The organism is Burkholderia sp. 22PA0106 (assembly GCF_047497155.1).
Lineage (GTDB): Bacteria > Pseudomonadota > Gammaproteobacteria > Burkholderiales > Burkholderiaceae > Burkholderia.
In genome coordinates, this window is record NZ_CP163163.1 from 2,064,263 (window position 1) to 2,083,280 (window position 19,018).

Genomic DNA, 19,018 nt, shown 5'->3' on the forward strand with positions numbered 1-19,018 from the left:
TCCGGGATTAGGGAATGGGACGGTTGGGGGCCGCGCTCAATGCAGCGTCGGCGCGCCGCCGGCCGAACCGGCGTGGTCGGCCGCCACCGGGCGGACCGAACCCTCGACGATCCGCGCGCCGAAATCGCGGATCAGTTGCTGGACGAACGGATCGGCGCCGATGTCCTGCTCGGCGTCGCGCTGACGCGCCGCGCGCTCGCGGGCGTCGAGCGCTGCGGCCGTGCGGCGCGCCGGACCGACGTCGACCGCGACGTCGACCGCCTTGCCGAGCGCTTCGGCCAATGCGGTCTTGAGCTTCGCGACCTGCGCAGCATCGGTGTATTGCGGGACTGGCACCGACAACTTCAGCACGCCGCCGTCGACCGCCGTCAATTCGCTATTGAAGGCAAGTTGGTAGGCAACGCCCTTGAGCGGCAGGCTGGCGGCCAGTTGCGGCCATTCACCGTCGTAGCCGACCGCGTCGAGCGAGATCGCGGGCGGCAGCGGACGGGCATCGACCGGCGCAGGGGCCGGCTGCGGCGGTGCCACGCGCACGTCATCGGGACCGCTGTCGAATACGGGGAAATAGCCGTCGTCGGGCGGCGGGCCGTAGTGCTCGTCGGCCGACATCGACATCGGCATGTAATCGTCGGGCGGCATGTCGTCCCACGACGGCGGCGCGGACGGATCGGCCGAGCTGGCGTGAACCGGTTGTTCGGCACGCGGGCGCGGCGTCGGTACGTTGACGCGCGGCGCGGCGGGCTTCGGCGCGGCGGCCGCGGCTTTCGGTGCCGCCGTGGCCGCGCGGTCGCGATCGGACGACACTCGCATGCCGCGGCTGCGCAGCACGTCGAGCGCAGCGGCGGCGCCACCGGCGCGAGCGGGCGCGGGACGCGCGGCCGGTTCGCTGGCGATGGCGGCGATCGGCTCGGGAGTGACGGTTGGTACGCGTGCCGGTTGCGGCTCGGCGGCCGGGTCCGGCGACGGTGCGCTCGGCACGACCGCCCGTTCTGCGGCGACCGGCTCGGGATCGGCTTGAGGCGGTGCAATCTCGGCGGGCAGCCCATCGGCTATCGCGGCGGGAACCTCGATTTCGGGAGCGGCAGCCGGCACTGCGGCCGGAGCGGCTGCGACAACCGGCTCGGCAGCAACATCGGCTTCATCCAACCACGGTGCGAGTTCAGGCTTCGACGTCGCAGCGGCTTCGGTGGCGACCGGATCGACAACCACCGCCGCAGACTTGGCCGACTCGGCCACTGCAGGATCAATCACCGCAGCAGGCTTGGTCGGCTCGGCCACTGCAGGATCAACCACCGCCAAAGGCTTGGCCAACTCGATCGCAGCGGGCTCAACCACCGCAACGGGCTTGGCCGACTCGGCCACTGCAGGATCAACCACCGCGGCACTATGCGCAGCAGCAACCGGCAACGCGGCCGGCGGCTCCACCGGCTTCGGCACCGCAACCGGAACCACCGCGGGCTTCGGCGCGAGGGCCGGCATCGCGCGGGCGGCCGGCGCGGCGCCAGCCGCAGCGGTCACCGCCGGCGCTGCCGCGCGGCTCGCGCCCACCTTTGAGGCGGGTGCCGCGCCCGGCACGCCCCCGCCACCGCCCGGACCGGACGGCGCAAAAGCCAGCATGCGCAATAGCGTCATCGTGAAGCCCGCGTATTCGTCGGGCGCCAGCCCCATTTCGCCACGACCCACCGTCGCGATCTGGTAATAGAGCTGAACCTGCTCGGGGCCGAGCAACTCGGCGAAGCGGCGCAGATCCGACGCTTCGGGCCATTCATCGAGCACCGAAGCCGGCGCGAACTGCGCCCAGGCGATCCGATGCAACAGGCCGGCCAGATCCTGCAGCGCCGTCGAGAACGACAGGCTGCGCAGCGCCATTTCATCGGCGATCGTGAGGATTTCCGGGCCGTCGCCCGCGGCAATGGCGTCGAGCAAACGCACCATGTAGGTCTGGTCGAGCGCGCCGAGCATGCCGGACACGGCGGCTTCGGTTACCTCGTTGGCCGAATAGGCGATCGCCTGATCGGTCAGCGACAGCGCGTCACGCATGCTGCCCTGCGCCGCGCGCGCGAGCAGCCGCAGCGCCTGCTGCTCGAACGCCACGTGCTCCTCGCCGAGAATCCGCTCCAGGTGCGTGACGATATGCCCCGCCGGCATCTGCTTCAGATTGAACTGCAGGCAGCGCGACAACACGGTCACGGGAATCTTCTGGGGATCGGTGGTGGCGAGGATGAACTTGACGTGCGACGGCGGTTCCTCGAGCGTCTTGAGCATCGCGTTGAACGCGTGGTTCGTCAGCATGTGCACTTCGTCGATCATGTAGACCTTGAAGCGCGCATCGACGGGCGCGTACACGGCGCGCTCCAGCAGCGCGGCCATTTCATCGACACCGCGGTTGCTGGCCGCGTCCATTTCGACGTAATCGACGAAACGCCCTTCGTCGATTTCGCGGCAGGCACGGCAGACGCCGCACGGCTGCGAGGTCACGCCGGTCTCGCAATTAAGCGCCTTGGCGAAGATCCGGGACAACGTCGTCTTGCCGACGCCACGAGTGCCCGTAAACAGGTAGGCGTGATGCAAACGCCCGCCATCGAGCGCGTGCGTAAGCGCCCTGACGACGTGCTCCTGGCCGACGAGCGAAGCGAAATCCTTCGGACGCCACTTGCGGGCGAGAACTTGATAGGTCATCACGAAATTGTATCAGCAACATATCGCGCCGCCGACAGCCAAGCCACCGATGCCGGCGAGATTTGCGCGCACAAGGATCGGCGGCGGCACACGACGCAATCGTGCCGAACCGCATGACGCTGCGCAGCGATCAACAAGGGGGAAACAGGAAATATCGAGGCGCCGCGAATGCGACAGAGAGGTACATCAGAACAACTAGAAGAGAGGGGTGACGAGCCTGACCCTCGGCACTGGCGGAAAACGGTTGTGGCTGCTTCGTTCCCGACCTGACCAGGTTCACCGGCCCACCATGCGAGGAGGCCCGTCACGGCGTATTCTAGCACCGGTTCGATTCGAGCGCGACCGATTTATCGGCAACATCGCACTTCGGGCGAGGCGGGACATCGAATTGGCGCTCCTGTGCGCAATATATAAGCACCCTTCTCCGAAATATCGCAATCGATGAACGCCCCCGACCCAAAGACGGCATCGTTTAAATGCGCTGCCCGCTCTTGTTTCATCCGGAAAGATTCCCACCGCCCCACTGCCCTTGCATTCCGCCGCGCCATACCCACATCGGTTACGTCGCCCGTAGTGCCCTACAGCCCTACTCGCGAAGCGGATACTATCGCCGCCAACGGCAGATAGCAATTTAGGCTAATATGACGCCCGAGTGACCCGCGAGCCCACGGTTTGCAGCGCTTCACGCCACCATTTTCGCGGGGCGGAGCTGCCTGAACCGGCGGCCGGCGCACCCGACCGGCGCCCGCAGGCAGCCCCCCGAAACAAATGAGGTATCGACCCAATGAGCGAATTGATCAAACACATCAGCGACGCGTCGTTCGAACAAGACGTCATCAAATCCGACAAGCCCGTCCTGCTCGATTTCTGGGCCGAATGGTGCGGCCCGTGCAAGATGATTGCCCCGATTCTCGACGATGTCTCGAAGGAATATGGCGACAAGCTGAATGTCGCGAAGATCAACGTCGACGACAACACCGCAACGCCCGCCAAGTTCGGCGTGCGAGGCATCCCGACGCTGATCCTGTTCAAGAATGGCGTGCTCGCCGCTCAAAAGGTTGGCGCGCTGTCCAAGTCGCAACTGACGGCATTCCTCGACAGCCACCTGTAAAAAGCCGTATTCTCCAAAGCGCCTGTTGCCAACCGGCAACAGGCGCTTTGTGTGAGCGCCGAACGGCAAGGCAAGCCCGAATCGGCGTGTGGTAGAATTCGAATCGACGTCGCCATCCGACGCAAAAGTCTCAGAGCGTTTCCGCTCGCCCCCCTCCCTATATTCTTTCTCTGCATCTCTCCTCCCTGGCGGGTTCTCCGTATGCATTTATCCGAGCTCAAGTCTCTGCACGTCTCCGAATTGATCGAAATGGCCAATGGCCTGGAGATCGAAAACGCGAACCGCCTGCGCAAGCAGGAGTTGATGTTCGCCATTCTCAAAAAGCGCGCCAAGACGGGCGAGACGATCTTCGGTGACGGCACGCTCGAAGTCCTGCCGGACGGCTTCGGCTTCCTGCGCTCGCCCGAAATGTCGTACCTCGCGAGCACGGACGACATCTACATCAGCCCGTCGCAGATCCGCCGCTTCAATCTGCACACCGGCGACACGATCGAAGGGGAAGTGCGTACGCCGAAAGATGGCGAGCGCTATTTCGCACTGGTCAAGGTCGACAAGGTCAACGGGCAGCCGCCCGAGGCCTCGAAACATAAGATCATGTTCGAGAACCTCACGCCGCTGCACCCGAACAAGCCGCTGTCGCTCGAGCGCGAAATGCGCGGCGAGGAAAACGTCACGGGCCGCATCATCGACATGATCGCGCCGATCGGCAAGGGCCAGCGCGGCCTGCTGGTCGCCTCGCCGAAGTCGGGCAAGACGGTCATGCTCCAGCACATCGCGCACGCGATCAAGCAGAACCACCCGGATGTGATTCTGTTTGTACTGCTGATCGACGAGCGCCCGGAAGAAGTGACGGAAATGCAGCGTTCGGTGGCGGGCGAAGTGATCGCCTCGACGTTCGACGAACCGGCCACGCGTCACGTGCAGGTCGCCGAAATGGTGATCGAGAAGGCCAAGCGCCTTGTCGAAATGAAGCACGACGTGGTGATTCTGCTCGACTCGATCACGCGTCTCGCCCGCGCCTACAACACCGTGATCCCGGCTTCGGGCAAGGTGCTGACGGGCGGTGTCGACGCCAACGCGCTGCAACGCCCGAAGCGCTTCTTCGGCGCGGCCCGCAACATCGAGGAAGGCGGTTCACTGACCATCATCGGCACGGCGCTGATCGAAACCGGCAGCCGCATGGACGACGTCATCTACGAAGAGTTCAAGGGCACCGGCAACATGGAAGTGCACCTCGAGCGCCGTCTCGCGGAAAAGCGCGTCTACCCGTCGATCAACCTGAACAAGTCGGGCACGCGCCGCGAGGAAATGCTGATCAAGGCCGACATCCTTCAGAAGATCTGGGTGCTGCGCAAGTTCATCCACGACATGGACGAGGTCGAAGCGATGGAATTCCTGCTCGACAAGATCCGTCAGACCAAGAGCAATTCCGAGTTCTTCGATCTGATGCGCCGCGGCGGCTGACCCGCACGCGCCAGCAAGAAAAACCGCCTTTCGAGGCGGTTTTTTTACGCCCGGTTCAAACGATTCCTCCGATTCGGGCAGCAATCCATTGCCTGCCTCAACCTGTACGTGAACGTACAGGTTGATCTACAATCCGTGCGATTCCATCACGTCGACTCGCACGTATGCCCCGCCCCGCCGATTCCACGCTGTTGACCGTGCGCGACGCCGCCGAGCGTCTCGGCGTCACGCCGCGCACGCTGAAGTACTACGAAGAACGCGGGCTGGTGACGCCAAGCCGCAGCGAAGGCCGTTACCGGCTTTACGACGAAGCCGATCTCGACCGCTTCGCACGCATCCTGCGATTGCGCGCGATCGGCTTCTCGCTGCACGGCATCACGGAAATGCTCAAGCGCCCGCTGGAGCCGGCCGGCGACAACGAGCGCCGCCGCTACTCGGACCATTCGCTGCGCGACATCCACGCCGACCTCGCCGGGCAGATCGCGCAGCTCGACGAGCGCATCACGGCGGCCCGCCGCGAGCTGCGCGAAGTCGAGGCGGTTCGCGCCGAACTGCGGCACGACCTCGACTACGTCGAACGCCGCCTCGCCGGCGACAATCCCGACGACCTGATCGTCAAGCGCCAGGCCGCCGCGAAACTCGGCCGCCCCCGCAAGGCCCGCCCATGAACGGCAACGGCGCGCGCCCCGCGTTCTGGAGCCTCGCCACCTTGCGCGGCGACCTGTTCCCATGGGTCATCGCACTCGTCACCGGCCTCGATTACTTCGACAACGCAATCTTTTCGTTTTTCGCGAGCTATATCGCGGGCGGCATCAACGCGTCGCCCGACGAGCTGGTGTGGTCGTCGAGCAGCTATGCGATGGCGGCGGTGCTCGGCATCCTGCAGCAGCAATGGTGGATCGACCGCGTCGGCCATCGCCGCTACGTCAGCGGCTGCATGCTGTTCTACGCGGCCGGCGCGGTGGCCGCGACGCTGGCCGATACCTCGCTGCAACTCGCCTTCGCGCGCGGCCTGCAAGGCTATTCCATCGGCCCGATCATGGGTGCCTGCCGCATCCTGATCCAGATCAGCTACACGCCGCAGCAGCGGCCGCGGGCCACGCGCGCGTTCCTGATCCTGCTGCTGCTCGGCACCTCGCTCGCGCCGATCGTCGGCGGCGAACTGGTTGCGCATTTCACGTGGCGCGCGCTGTTCGCCTGCACGGTGCCGCTGGCGCTGGGGTTCGGCGCCCTCGCGTTCGGCGCGCTGCCCGATTCCGGTTACGCGCCGCCCGAGGAGCGCACCAACACGCATATCTGGCCTTACGTGATCTTCGCGTTCGCGCAGGCCGCATTGCAGATCGTCATGCAGCAAGTGCGCTATCAACTGTTTTTGTCGTCGCCGTTCCTGATCCTGCTGACGGCGGCCGGCTTCGTCTCGCTGGCCTGGTTCGCGCGCCAGCAATGGAACCATCCGTCGCCGCTGGTGCGGATGTCGGCATTTCGCCAGCGCACGTTCCAGATCGGCCTGCTGCTCTACGTGTTCTATTACTACATCACCACGTCGTTCAGCTATCTGACCTCACGTTTTCTCGAGGCCGGGCTCGGCTACCCGGTCGAGAACGCCGGGCGCCTGACCGGCATCACCTCGCTGATCGCGGCCAGCGCGCTGTTCGTCTACCTGCGTTACGCGAAATACGTGTCGCACAAGAAATGGGTGATCGTGCCGGGCTTCGCGCTGGCGGCCGGCACCGCGTTCGCGATGTCGCGCATGACGCCGGCCGTCGGCGAGGCGCAACTGATCGTGCCGCTGCTGATCCGCGGCCTGTTACTGCTGTTCATCGTGCTGCCGGTGGCGAACCTGACGTTCCGCGTGTTCTCGATCGACGACTACACGCACAGCTACCGCCTGAAGAACATCTTCAAGCAACTGACGCTGTCGTTCGCCACGGCCTCGGTGATCATCGTCGAACAGCATCGCGATGCGCTGCACCGCGAGCGCCTGTTCGAGCAGGCCAACCCGTTCAATCCGATGTTCGTGCAGACGCTCGATACGCTGACGCACGGCTTCGCCGGCGCGGGCTACGCGGCCAACGAGGCGCATGCGCTCGCGCTCGCCACCATCGGCCAGACCATCGCGCGCCAGGCCGCATTCCTGACCTCGCTCGACGGCTTCCTGTTCGTGGCCGGCGTGGCGTTGTGCGGCGGCGTGATCGCCGCCTGGCAAAAAGCCATCGATTGAGCTAACGTGCGCGTGTTTCGTCACGCCCTTGGCACCCGATGCTCTCCCGACTTTCCCGGTGGCTCGACACGCGCCGCCGCGACCGCGCGCTGCGCAGCTTTCCGATTCCCGACACGCTGTGGGCGGACACGCTCGCCCGCCTGCCGTTCCTGTCGACGCTGTCGGACGCGGATCGCGCGCGGCTGCGCGACATGACGAGCGGCTTTCTCGCCGAGAAATCGTTCTCCACGGCGCACGGGCTCGAACTGACCGACGCGATGACGGTCGGCATCGCCGTGCAGGCCTGCCTGCCGGTGCTCAACCTGGGCCTCGACCTGTATCGCGGCTGGGTCGGCGTGGTGGTGTATCCGGGCGAGTTCGTGATCCGCAAGACGGTGGAGGACGAGGACGGCGTGGTGCACGAAGTCGAACACGACGCGAGCGGCGAAGCCTGGCAAGGCGGCCCGGTGATCCTGTCGTGGGAAGACGTGCAGATGTCTGACGGCAGCGACGCCTATAACGTCGTGATCCACGAGTTTGCTCACAAGATCGACATGCTCGGCGGCGAAACCGATGGCCATCCGCCCCTCTTTCGCCGCCTGCATGCACCGCATCTGGACGCGGCGCGCTGGGAGAACGTGTTCGATCACGCGTACGACCGCTTCTGCGATCGCGTCGACGCCGTGCCCGAGCGCGCCTGGGCACGCTTCGAGCGCAATTCGCTGATCGATCCCTACGCGGCCGATCATCCGTCGGAGTTCTTCGCCGTCTGCAGCGAGGCGCTGTTCGTGCGCCCGACCGCCTTCGAGGCCGAATTTCCCGAGCTGTACCGGCTGCTCGCGCACTATTACCGACAGGACCCGGCCGGCACCGGCGCACTCGATGGCCTGCCGGCCGTTTGAAGGCCGGAAATGGCCGCCGCAGGCCCGCCCGGCACGGCTTCGCGCCGCCGCGACAGGCGCTGCAAATAATCGCCAACCGCCTGATTTTCTGGCATAATCGCCGTTTTTCGACCCTAGGCAAGTGGCTCGTCAGGCATCGGTTCCGGTTCACAGGACGACGCGGCGGGTTGGCTACCGCTCCATTACAGGAAACATCATGAAACCTGGCATTCACCCGAATTACCGCGATGTGGTCTTCCAAGACATGTCGAACGGCTTCAAGTTCGTGACGCGCTCGACCATCCAGACGCGCGAAACCATCGAACTCGACGGCAAGACCTACCCGCTTGCCAAGATCGAAGTGTCGTCGGAATCGCACTCGTTCTACACCGGCCAGCAAAAGATCATGGACACGGCAGGCCGTGTCGAGAAGTTCCGCAACAAGTTCGGCGTCCGCGCCAGCGGCAAGGCTGCGTAAGCCAGTCGCGCGCGACACGGGCCGGCAGTTTGCCGGCTCGGCACGCAACAAAAAGGGCAGCCCCAGGCTGCCCTTTTTTCGTCTGCGCAGGCCGCGCGCGTTGCGGCACCGGCTGCCCGCAACGTCTACAATGCCGGATGCCGGAAAACGGCGACACCTCGCGACGCTGCCCGGCGCCCACTCATAACAAGTCATTCACTGCATGAAGCCCGTCGTTCGTCTCACCGCCTCCGCCACGCGCGCGCTGCCGCGCTGGCTGCTGCTCACGCTCTGCATCGTCTACGCGGGATTCGGCCTGTTCGCGCGCGACCCGTGGAAAAACGAGGACGCAGCCGGCTTCGGCGTGATGTGGACGATGGCGGGCGGCTCGGCGCACGACTGGCTGCTGCCGAACCTGGTCGGCAAGTTCGTCACGTCGGACGGCCCGCTCGGCTACTGGCTCGGCGCGCTCGGCATCCAGACGTTCGGCCCGTGGATCTCGGCGAGCAACGCCTCGCGGATCGCCACCGGCATCCTGTTCTGCGTCGCCAGCGCGTTCGTCTGGTACACCGCCTACCTGCTCGGCCGCCGCGCCGAGGTCCAGCCGTTCAAATATGCGTTCGGCGGCGAGCCCGAGCCGCGCGACTACGGCCGCACGCTGGCCGACGGCGCGCTGCTGGTGCTGCTCGCCTGCTTCGGGCTGGCCGAGCGCGGCCACGAAACCACCCCGCAGCTCGCCCAGTTCGCCTGGATCGCGATGTTCGTGTACGGGCTCGTGCGCCTGACCGACAAGCCGCTGCATGGCGCCGCGTGGTGGGGCGTGGCGGTGGGCCTGCTGCTGCTGTCCGGCAACCCGGTGCTGACCGTCGCGCTGCTGGTCGGCACCGTGGTGCTGATCGCCATCACGCCCGAGGTGCGCCATCGCCATCTCGCGCTGGTCGGGCTGCCGATTGCCGCCGTGCTGTTCGCGCTGTGGCCGCTCGCCGCGCTGTCGTTCTATCCGGACGACGCGTCATGGTTCTTCGACCAATGGCTGCACGGCAGCCTGATGCGCTTCTCGGGGCCGCCCACCACGGTGCTCAAGTACGCCGCCAAGAACCTGCCGCTCTTCACTTGGCCGGCCTGGCCGCTCGCGATCTGGGCCTGGGTCAGCTGGAAGGGCTGGCGCCGCCGCCCGCACATCGCGATTCCGGTCGCCGTGGCGGTGCCGCTGGTGGCGCTCGTGATCCTGCAAAGCCAGGAAACCAACCGCGTCTACATGCTGCTGCTGCCGCCGCTCGCGGTGCTGGCCACGTTCGCGCTGCCCACGCTCAAGCGCGGCGCGATCAACGCGTTCGACTGGTTCGCGGTGCTCAGTTTCACGATCCTCGGCAGCTTCGTGTGGCTGGTCTGGCTCGCGTCGTTGACGGGCTTCCCCCATCCGCTCGCGCGCAACCTCGGCCGCCTCGTGCCGGGCTACGAATCGCGCTTCAACGTGCTGGCGTTCGCCTGTGCGCTGATCGCCACGCTGTGCTGGTGCGCGCTGGTGCGCTGGCGCATCTCGCGTCAGCCGAAGGTGCTGTGGCGCAGCGTGGTGCTGTCGGGCGCGGGCACCACGCTGATGTGGGTGCTGCTGATGACGCTATGGCTGCCGTTCGTCAACTACAGCCGGACCTACCGCGACGTGGCCGTGCAGATCGCCGCGCACCTGCCGGCCGACTACGAGTGCATTTCGCCGGTGCGGCTCGGTGATGCGCAGATCGCCACCTTCGCCTACTTCGGCGACATGCATTTCTCGTTCACGGACGACTGCGACGTGATCCTGCGCCAGGACCCGGCCGATTACGGCGAGCCGAGTTCGATATCGCAATACGTCTGGCGCCTGGTCTGGGAAGGCCGCCGCGCGGCCGACCGCGACGAGCGCTTCCGCCTCTACGAACGCATCGAGCGGCCCCAGACGCCGGTCCGCCGCCGCTACACGCGTGGCACCCGCGTGCCGCGCGATTGACCATGCTGGCCGACATCCGCCGGATCGCCGGCCTCGCCTGGCCGGTGCTGATCGGCCAGCTTGCGATCATCGCGTTCGGCGTGATCGACACCGCGATGGTCGGCCGCTATTCGGCCGTCGACCTGGCCGCGCTGGGCCTCGGCTCGTCGATCTACGTGTCGATCTACATCGGCCTGACCGGAATCCTGTCGGCGCTGCAGCCGATCGCCGGGCAGTTGTTCGGCGCGCGGCGCTTCCACGAAATCGGCGAGGAAGTGCGGCAGGCGATGTGGCTGGCCGTGATGCTCGCCGTGCCCGGCTTCCTGCTGCTGCATTCCCCCGAACTGTTGCTGCGCCTCGCACACACGCCGAGCGCACTGCACGACCGCACTGTCGATTACCTGCGCATCCTCGCGTTCGGGCTGCCGGCCAGCCTGATGTTCCGGATCTACAACGCACTCACCAATGCGGCCGGCAAGCCGCGGCTCGCGATGATCCTGCAGATCGGCGCGCTCGCGCTGAAGATCCCGCTCAATATCTGGTTCATCTTCGGCGGCCTCGGCGTGCCGGCGCTCGGCGGCCCCGGCTGCGGGCTGGCCAGCACGCTGATCAACTGGGGGCTGGCGCTGATCGCGTTCACGCTGGTGGCACGCCTGGACGTGTTCGCGCCGCTCGGCATCTTCGCGCGTTTCTGCACGCCGACCTGGGCTCGCCAGAAGGCGCTGCTCAAGCTGGGGCTGCCGATGGGGCTGTCGTACCTGATCGAAGTGACCTCGTACACGTTCATGGCGCTGTTCATCTCGCATTTCGGCACCACGGTGCTGGCGGGCCATCAGATCGCCGGCAACCTCGGCGCGGTGCTCTACATGACGCCGCTGTCGATCGGCATCGCCGCCTCCACGCTAGTGGCGCGCGCGCTCGGCGCGGGCCGGCCGGACGAGGCACGGCGGCTCGCGCGGCGCGGCGTGATGTTCGCCGGCATGACGGCGATCGGCTATGCGTGCGTGGTGCTGCTGCTGCGCCACGCGATCATCGACGGCTATACGCCGAACCCGGACGTGATGGCCGCCGCGCTGCCGCTGGTCACGATCGTGGCGTTCTACCACTGCGTCGACGCGATCCAGGTCACCACCGCCTTCGTGCTGCGCGCCTACAAGGTGGCCGTGGTGCCGACCGTGATCTACGCCGTGGCGCTGTGGGGCGTGGGCGTGGGCGGTGGCTACCTGCTCGGCTTCGATATCGGCGGCTGGGTGCCCGCACCGCTGACGGGCGCGCGCGGCTTCTGGAGCGCGAACTTCGCGAGCCTGCTGATCGCGGGCGCGGCGCTTCTGACCTATCTGAATCACATCAGCCGGCAGCGGCTGCGCGGCGAAAGCTGACGGGGCCGCCCCGCGCCACGAGCCTTCGCGCCGGGCGCTCCGCGACACCGCGCCAGCGGCCTGCCGCCTCCCCGAACCTGCCGTCCCATCGTATTCCCGCCCATCTCCGGCCCACGTCAAACTTCGTCAAAACCGAGACAACCGGCGCCCGCCCCCTTTACAGCCGCCGCTGCAATGCGCAACACTGCGCGCGCCGGCTCCGAAAAGCGCGCGCGTGTCCTATGCTTGATCGCATCACCCGGCCGTTTTGCATCGCACCATCGTCTGTCCGTTCCAACAGCGGTTGCACCGCTCAACTGGGGAGTCCTTGTCATGCTGAAGAAGCTGCTGATGCTGTTCGTCGCGTTGTCGCTGTCACTGAGCACCGCGATCGCGGCCGCCGTCGAGGTCAACACGGCCGATCAGGCCACGCTCGAATCGGTCAAGGGCCTCGGCCCGGTGAAGTCGAAGGCGATCATCGACGAACGGGCCAAGAACGGGCCGTTCAAGAGCGCCGACGATCTGGCAAGCCGCGTCAAGGGCTTGGGGCAGAAATCGGTCGCGAACCTGGAAACAGCCGGGTTGACGATCGGCGGCTCGTCCGCGCCGCCGACCGGCGCGAAGGCCACGCCCGCACCGGAGCGCGCCACCAAGACGCAGGCCGGCACCAGCACCGGCGCACCGGCGCCGGCCCCGACGGCCGCCACTCCCACCCCGTCGCCCGCACCGGCCGCCACCACGCCGGCCGACAACGGCAAGCCGGCCAAGGCCACGCGCGCCTCGAAGAAGAAAGACAAGGCGGCAGCCGCCGCCAGCGCCGCCGCGGCAACCGGCGCATCGGCCCCGGCCGGTGCGTCGGAGCCGAAGGCCAAGAAATCGCGCAAGGCGAAAAAGAGTCAGAGCGCATCGGCCGCGTCAGGCGCCTGATCGACGGCCGGCCGCGCACGACGCGGCGGGCCGCAAGTTCAATCCGGCGTCGCCCGACCACCGCGACGCCGGTTCGTGAAACCGGAAACACGCAACATCTGAGAGGACATCATGGGTCTGTTCGATATCGTAGGCGGCATGCTCGGCGGCCAGAACGGCGGCAACCAGAACGCGCTGCTCGCAACCGCGCTCGAATTCATCAACAACCAGCCCGGCGGCCTGAACGGCCTGATCGAAAAGTTTCGCCAGGGCGGCGCCGGCGAAGTGATCGGCTCGTGGGTCGGCAACGGCGAAAACCAGCCGATCTCGCCCGACACGCTGCAGAACGTGCTCGGTTCGGACACGGTCACGGCGCTGGCCAACAAGGTCGGCATCGATCCGTCAGCCGCCTCGGGGCTGCTCGCGCAGGTGCTGCCGCACGTGGTCAACCACGCCACGCCGAACGGCGAAGTGCCGGCGGACGGCCAGGTCGACAGCTCGAATGTGCTCGGCGCGCTCTCGCAACTGGCAGGCCTGTTCGGCGGCGGCAAGACGGCCTGAGCCCGGCGGCCGCCGGCCCACGCTCAGGGGCGGCAACGGCCGCGCCCATCAAAAAACCCCGCCGAGGCGGGGTTTTTTCACGCCGTTGCAGCCGGCTCAGTGCACGACGCGATCGAACACGAACGCGCCATCCTGCACGTCGACCGGAATCACGTCCTTCGGCCCGAAGCGGCCCCCGAGAATCAGCTTGGCGACCGGATTTTCGATCTCCTGCTGAATCGCGCGCTTGAGCGGACGCGCGCCGAACAGCGGGTCGTAGCCGACCTTGCCGATCTGGTCGAGCGCCGCATCCGACACGTCGAGCTGCATGTCGAGCTTGGCGAGCCGCTCGCGCAGACGTTCGAGCTGGATCTTCGCGATCGACTGGATGTTGCTGCGGTCGAGCGCATGGAACACCACCACGTCGTCGATCCGGTTCAGGAACTCGGGGCGGAAGTGCAGCTTCACCTCTTCCCACACCGCGTCCTTGACCGCCTCCTGCGGCGAGCCGGCCATCGACTGGATCACCTGCGAACCGAGGTTCGAGGTCATCACGATCACCGTGTTCTTGAAATCCACGGTGCGGCCCTGCCCGTCGGTCATGCGGCCGTCGTCGAGCACCTGCAGCAGCACGTTGAACACGTCCGGGTGCGCCTTCTCGATCTCGTCGAGCAGGATCACGCTGTACGGCTTGCGGCGCACGGCTTCGGTCAGATAGCCACCTTCCTCGTAGCCGACATAACCCGGCGGCGCGCCGATCAGCCGCGCGACGCTGTGCTTCTCCATGAACTCGCTCATGTCGATGCGGATCAGGTGATCTTCCGAATCGAACAGGAAGCCGGCCAGCGCCTTGCACAGCTCGGTCTTGCCGACGCCCGTCGGCCCGAGGAACAGGAACGACCCATACGGGCGGTTCGGATCGGACAGCCCGGCGCGCGAGCGGCGGATCGCATCGGACACGGCGTTGATCGCCTCGTCCTGGCCGATCACGCGCTCATGCAGCTTTTCCTCGATATGAAGCAGCTTCTCGCGCTCGCCCTGCATCATGCGCGACACCGGAATGCCGGTGGAACGCGACACCACTTCCGCGATTTCCTCCGAGCCGACCTGCGTGCGCAGCAGGCGCGGCTTGGTCGGGTTCTGCTGCTCGCGCTCCTCGGCCTGCGTGACCTGCTTCAGTTGGGCTTCGAGTTGCGGCAGCTTGCCGTATTGCAGCTCGGCCACTTTCTCGAGCTTGCCTTCGCGCTGCAGCTTGGCGATATCGGCGCGCACGCGGTCGATCTCTTCCTTCAGATGCGCGCTGCCCTGCACCGCGGCCTTCTCGGCCATCCAGATTTCCTCGAGATCGGCATATTCACGGCCGAGCCGCTCGATTTCTTCCTCGATCAGCTGGAAGCGCTTCTGCGACGCCTCGTCCTGCTCCTTCTTGACGGCCTCGCGCTCGATCTTCAGCTGGATCAGGCGACGGTCGAGCTTGTCCATCGATTCGGGCTTCGAATCGATTTCCATCTTGATCTTCGAGGCGGCCTCGTCGATCAGATCGATGGCCTTGTCCGGCAGGAAACGGTCGGTGATGTAGCGGTGCGACAGTTCGGCCGCCGCAACGATCGCCGGATCGGTGATGTCCACGCCGTGGTGCAGCTCGTACTTTTCCTGCAGGCCGCGCAGGATCGCGATGGTCGCCTCGACGCTCGGTTCGTCGACGATCACCTTCTGGAAGCGGCGTTCGAGCGCGGCGTCCTTCTCGATGTACTTGCGGTATTCGTCGAGCGTGGTCGCGCCGATGCAATGCAGCTCGCCGCGCGAGAGCGCCGGCTTCAGCATGTTGCCGGCATCCATCGCGCCCTCGGCCTTGCCCGCGCCCACCATGGTGTGGATCTCGTCGATGAAGACGATGGTGCGGCCTTCATCCTTGGCCACGTCGCTGAGCACCGATTTCAAACGCTCCTCGAATTCGCCGCGATATTTCGCGCCGGCCAGCAGCGCGGCCATGTCGAGCGACAGCACGCGCTTGTTCTTCAGCGTCTCGGGCACTTCGCCGTTGACGATGCGCTGCGCCAGCCCTTCGACGATGGCCGTCTTGCCCACGCCCGGCTCGCCGATCAGCACCGGGTTGTTCTTGGTGCGGCGTTGCAGGATCTGGATCGAGCGGCGGATTTCGTCGTCGCGGCCGATCACCGGATCGAGCTTGCCCGAGCGGGCGCGCTCGGTCAGGTCGACCGTGTATTTCTTGAGCGCCTCGCGCTGGCTTTCGGCGTCGGCGCTATGCACCTGCGAGCCGCCGCGCACAGCCGCGATCGCTGCCTCGATGGCCTTGCGCGTCAAGCCGTGCTGGCGCGCGAGCTTGCCCGCGTCGCCCTTGTCGTCGGCCACCGCGAGCAGGAACATTTCGCTGGCGATGAAGCTGTCGTTGAGTTTTTGGGCTTCCTTGTCGGCCTGGTTCAGCAGGCCGGCCAGCTCGCGGCCGATCTGGATCTCGCCGCCGGTGCCCGTGACTTGCGGCAGGCGCGAGATCGATTCGTTCAGCGCGCCTTGCAGCGCCTGCACGTGCACGCCGGCACGCGACATCAGCGAACGCGCCGAGCCGTCCTGCTGCGCGATCAGCGCGGCCAGCACGTGGGCCGGCTCGATGTATTGATTGTCACGGCCCGCGGCGAGACTCTGCGCGTCGGCCAGGGCTTCCTGGAACTTGGTGGTGAGCTTGTCGATTCTCATGAAGAGACCTCCAATTTTCGAATAGCACCAACATGAGGATGGATATCGGCCTTTCAAGCGTCTCGACAGCAAGAGACGTGCCTTGACGCGAGTCGATTGATATGTCGCAGATAATTAATTGGCGGAGCGCCCGGCTCGATGCCTGCAGTGGGGGCAGCGCGTCGGCAGGCGGCAAGCTGGCGCCAGGCCGGTTCGGGCAAAAAACGCGCCGATGCGTCGCGCCGACGCAAGCCTCAGGCCGACTCGACGACGACCGGTATGCCGATCCCGAGTGCTGCGGCGAGCGGCGAGGCCGGTTGCGCCAGTTCGCCGATCGTGTGGCGGTCGAGTTCGGCGAAAAACGCGTCGCGGGCGGCAACCAGCACGCCCTTGAGCCGGCAGTGCGGCTCGATCACGCAGGAGCGGTGCTCGACGCCGTCGTTCGCGCCGCCGAAGCAGCCCACCAGCGCGAAATCGTTCTCGCTCGCGCGCACCACCTCGCCCACCGTCAGCGCCGACGAGCGTGCGCTCGCGCGCAGCCCGCCGTTGCGGCCGCGCACCGTCTCCACCCAGCCCAGTTCGCCAAGCCGCTGCACCACTTTCATCAGGTGATTTTTCGAAATCCCATACGCATCCGAGATTTCCTGGATCGTCGACAGCCCTTCGCCGCGAACCGCCAGAAACAGCATCACGCGCAGCGAATAATCCGTGTAGTCGGTCAGTCTCATGAGCGAAATCGATCGTGTCGTTGGAGTGCCCGGCTATCCGGCACGCTGCGATGGGCAAACGTACCGTCTCAGGAATCGCGGGATAATATGCGCCCTTGAAGCACTTTTTTGGATGGCCGAGGGCTATTGTGCGACAAAATCACGCCCCCGTACCGGCCTCATTCCCAGCCCGACGATGACGCTCTCCCACGATTCGGCCTCGAACGCCGCCTCCGCGCCGGCCCCGCGCGCCACCGAACCGACCGCCGACAACATCCGCGAGCTGGTCGATGCGTTCTACGACCAGGTGCGTGCCGACCCGCTGCTCGGCCCCGTGTTCGGCGCGAAACTCGACGGCCACTGGGACGAGCATCTGCCGAAAATGCAGGCGTTCTGGTCGAACCTGGTGCTCGGCACCAAGGGCTATCGCGGCAACGTGCAGGCCAAGCACCAGCCGCTCGACGGCCTCGAACCGGCGCATTTCAGCCGCTGGCTCAAGCTGTTCCTCAAGACGGTCGATGCGCGCTATGTGCCGGCCGCGGCCGTGCGCTTCATGGAACCGGCGCTGCGCATCGCACAAAGCCTGCAATTGAGCCGCTTCGGCTGGGATTACGTGATTCCGGCCGAGCAGCAGGCGCTGCTCGATGCGATCTCGCCGAAACGCGTGCGCGACGGCGACGATGCGCACCCCGCCCCGCCCGAACGGCCGCGGGGCGAGCCGTTTCCGGCCCGGATCATCGGCCGTTCGGCGGACGAGGATGTCTGAGGCGCAAAGCTCGAGGTTTGAAATGGTGGCACGGCCCTAGCCGACGAAGCCGTCCAGCCAGCCCTTGAGCGCACCGATGTCGCGGAACGCCAGCAGATCACCGGCCAGTTCGGCCTGCGCCCGTTGGAGCGCGGCGATATCGTCGCCGAGCGTGCGCAGTGCGTTGTCGGGCGACAGCACCGTGGATGCCCCGATCCCGTAGCCATGCCGAAAGTCGTTCTCGACGCGATGCAGTTCGCGATCGAGCGAGCCCAGTTGCGCCTTCAGCATGCCGTTGTAATGTTGCAACAGATCGTCACTGGCACCGGCCAGCCGTTCGGCGTCGGCCGGCCCCAGATCGCGTTCGAGTTCGAGCAGTTGCAGCAGATCCTGCTTGTCGTAAGCGCGGTTCAGGCGCTGCATCAGCGCGGTCTTGCGCTCGCGCTCGACCGGATCGGGCTCGCGGTCGGGATGCAGCGCGCTGGCGAGACGGCGATAAAGGTCGCGCAGCGAGCGGCTGACCTGGGCGGGCGGCAAGTCCGGCACGCCGCTGGCGGCAGCGGCCGCTTCGTCCTCATCGGCCTGCGGCCGTTCGCCGCCCTGACCCGAGGCAGCCTCTTCATCAGCGGATTCGACTTTGCGCCTGGCCGCGCGCTGACGCTCCGAGCGCTCGCTCTGACGCGCCTGCCGGGCCTCGGCGTGGGCGTTCGCACGTGCTTCCTGCTCGTCGAGTTCGGCCTGAATCCGCGCCATCATCGCTTCTTCCGATTCGGCTTCCGATTCGGCTTCCGATTCGGCTTCCGGCTCGGCGGCCTGCGCATCCGCATCCGGCGCCGACGCGGCCCGATCGCGCGAACGCGAGCGCGCGCGCCGCGACGAGCCGCCGGAACGAGCCTCGCCCTCGGCCTGCCCCGGAAAGCGATGGCGCGCCACGATCGCGCGCAATTCGCGATCCGTCTCGCCGCCGAGCAGCGGCCTCACGAAATGGACGATCAATTCGGCCACCAGCGCACGCTCGGCACGCGTCAGCCCCTTCATGTCGAACGCCACGTCGAGCTGGCGCACCAGCTCCGTCTCGCGCGCCGTCACGTCGCGGGCCAGCGGCACCCATTCGTCGACGTAGCGCTGCTGGAACGCAGGCCAGACCGTTTCCCACGCGCGCAGCCGCTCGCGTCGCGCCGCGACCTGGCGGGTCAGTGCGTTGAACTGGCGTTGCGAGGCAGACAGGCCGGCGGAGCCGGTGGCGGGCACCAACAGGATGGCGCTGGACGATGCGTCGGTCATGAGCGGAAACGGCGTGAGAATTCGGG

The 19,018-nt window shown here is 66.5% G+C and carries 15 protein-coding genes and 1 other RNA gene; 11 read left to right on the forward strand and 5 right to left on the reverse strand.

Features of this window, described 5'->3' with window-relative positions:
- Positions 1-36: 36 nt before the first annotated feature.
- Together AB4850_RS23870 and ffs are read right to left on the reverse strand one after the other, a co-directional pair.
- The gene (locus tag AB4850_RS23870) at positions 37-2,679 is read right to left on the reverse strand and encodes a DNA polymerase III subunit gamma/tau (RefSeq protein WP_414445442.1); all 2,643 of its coding nucleotides are present in this window, start codon (positions 2,677-2,679) and stop codon (positions 37-39) included.
- Positions 2,680-2,886: 207 nt separating this feature from the next.
- Positions 2,887-2,985: signal recognition particle sRNA small type (ffs, locus tag AB4850_RS23875), an RNA gene on the reverse strand.
- 478 nt (positions 2,986-3,463) lie between these two features.
- Here ffs and trxA point away from each other — a divergent pair.
- The 10 genes from trxA to AB4850_RS23925 all read left to right on the forward strand — a co-directional run bounded on the left by trxA (position 3,464) and on the right by AB4850_RS23925 (position 13,583).
- Positions 3,464-3,790, forward strand: a complete 327-nt coding sequence (trxA, locus tag AB4850_RS23880) for a thioredoxin TrxA (protein WP_414445443.1) — start codon at positions 3,464-3,466, stop codon at positions 3,788-3,790.
- 201 nt (positions 3,791-3,991) lie between these two features.
- Positions 3,992-5,254, forward strand: coding sequence for a transcription termination factor Rho (gene rho, locus AB4850_RS23885; protein WP_015875474.1), 1,263 nt, complete (start codon positions 3,992-3,994; stop codon positions 5,252-5,254).
- 164 nt (positions 5,255-5,418) lie between these two features.
- Complete coding sequence (locus AB4850_RS23890; protein WP_414445444.1) at positions 5,419-5,922, forward strand: MerR family transcriptional regulator; 504 nt, start codon at positions 5,419-5,421, stop codon at positions 5,920-5,922.
- On the forward strand, positions 5,919-7,475 hold the full coding sequence (locus AB4850_RS23895; protein WP_414445445.1) for an MFS transporter: 1,557 nt from the start codon (positions 5,919-5,921) through the stop codon (positions 7,473-7,475). The genes AB4850_RS23890 and AB4850_RS23895 overlap by 4 nt, the downstream gene beginning before the upstream one ends.
- A 38-nt stretch (positions 7,476-7,513) precedes the next feature.
- Positions 7,514-8,356: a zinc-dependent peptidase gene (locus AB4850_RS23900; protein WP_414445446.1), complete on the forward strand. Its 843-nt coding sequence runs from the start codon at positions 7,514-7,516 to the stop codon at positions 8,354-8,356.
- Between the two features lie 196 nt (positions 8,357-8,552).
- Positions 8,553-8,813, forward strand: a complete 261-nt coding sequence (locus AB4850_RS23905; RefSeq protein ID WP_414445447.1) for a type B 50S ribosomal protein L31 — start codon at positions 8,553-8,555, stop codon at positions 8,811-8,813.
- 202 nt (positions 8,814-9,015) lie between these two features.
- Positions 9,016-10,779, forward strand: a complete 1,764-nt coding sequence (locus tag AB4850_RS23910) for an ArnT family glycosyltransferase (RefSeq protein ID WP_414445448.1) — start codon at positions 9,016-9,018, stop codon at positions 10,777-10,779.
- Between the two features lie 2 nt (positions 10,780-10,781).
- Positions 10,782-12,137 carry an MATE family efflux transporter gene (locus AB4850_RS23915; protein WP_414445449.1) on the forward strand — a complete coding sequence of 452 codons (1,356 nt, stop codon included), beginning with the start codon at positions 10,782-10,784 and terminating at the stop codon, positions 12,135-12,137.
- Between the two features lie 312 nt (positions 12,138-12,449).
- Complete coding sequence (locus tag AB4850_RS23920; protein WP_414445450.1) at positions 12,450-13,043, forward strand: ComEA family DNA-binding protein; 594 nt, start codon at positions 12,450-12,452, stop codon at positions 13,041-13,043.
- Positions 13,044-13,154: 111 nt separating this feature from the next.
- A complete protein-coding gene (locus tag AB4850_RS23925; protein WP_414445451.1) occupies positions 13,155-13,583 on the forward strand; it encodes a YidB family protein in 429 nt (142 codons plus the stop codon).
- Positions 13,584-13,679: 96 nt separating this feature from the next.
- Here AB4850_RS23925 and clpB read toward each other — a convergent pair whose 3' ends face one another.
- Complete coding sequence (gene clpB / locus AB4850_RS23930) at positions 13,680-16,277, reverse strand: ATP-dependent chaperone ClpB (protein WP_414445452.1); 2,598 nt, start codon at positions 16,275-16,277, stop codon at positions 13,680-13,682.
- A gap of 233 nt (positions 16,278-16,510) precedes the next feature.
- Positions 16,511-16,984 (reverse strand): Rrf2 family transcriptional regulator, encoded by a 474-nt coding sequence (locus AB4850_RS23935; protein ID WP_414445453.1) that lies wholly within the window; start codon positions 16,982-16,984, stop codon positions 16,511-16,513.
- A gap of 175 nt (positions 16,985-17,159) precedes the next feature.
- Between AB4850_RS23935 and AB4850_RS23940 the strand changes: the two genes are divergently transcribed.
- On the forward strand, positions 17,160-17,729 hold the full coding sequence (locus AB4850_RS23940) for a group III truncated hemoglobin (protein WP_414445454.1): 570 nt from the start codon (positions 17,160-17,162) through the stop codon (positions 17,727-17,729).
- Positions 17,730-17,765: 36 nt separating this feature from the next.
- On the opposite strand, the gene AB4850_RS23945 is transcribed toward AB4850_RS23940, so the two are convergent.
- Positions 17,766-18,992, reverse strand: coding sequence for a J domain-containing protein (locus AB4850_RS23945; protein ID WP_414445455.1), 1,227 nt, complete (start codon positions 18,990-18,992; stop codon positions 17,766-17,768).
- Between the last annotated feature and the right edge of the window lie 26 nt (positions 18,993-19,018).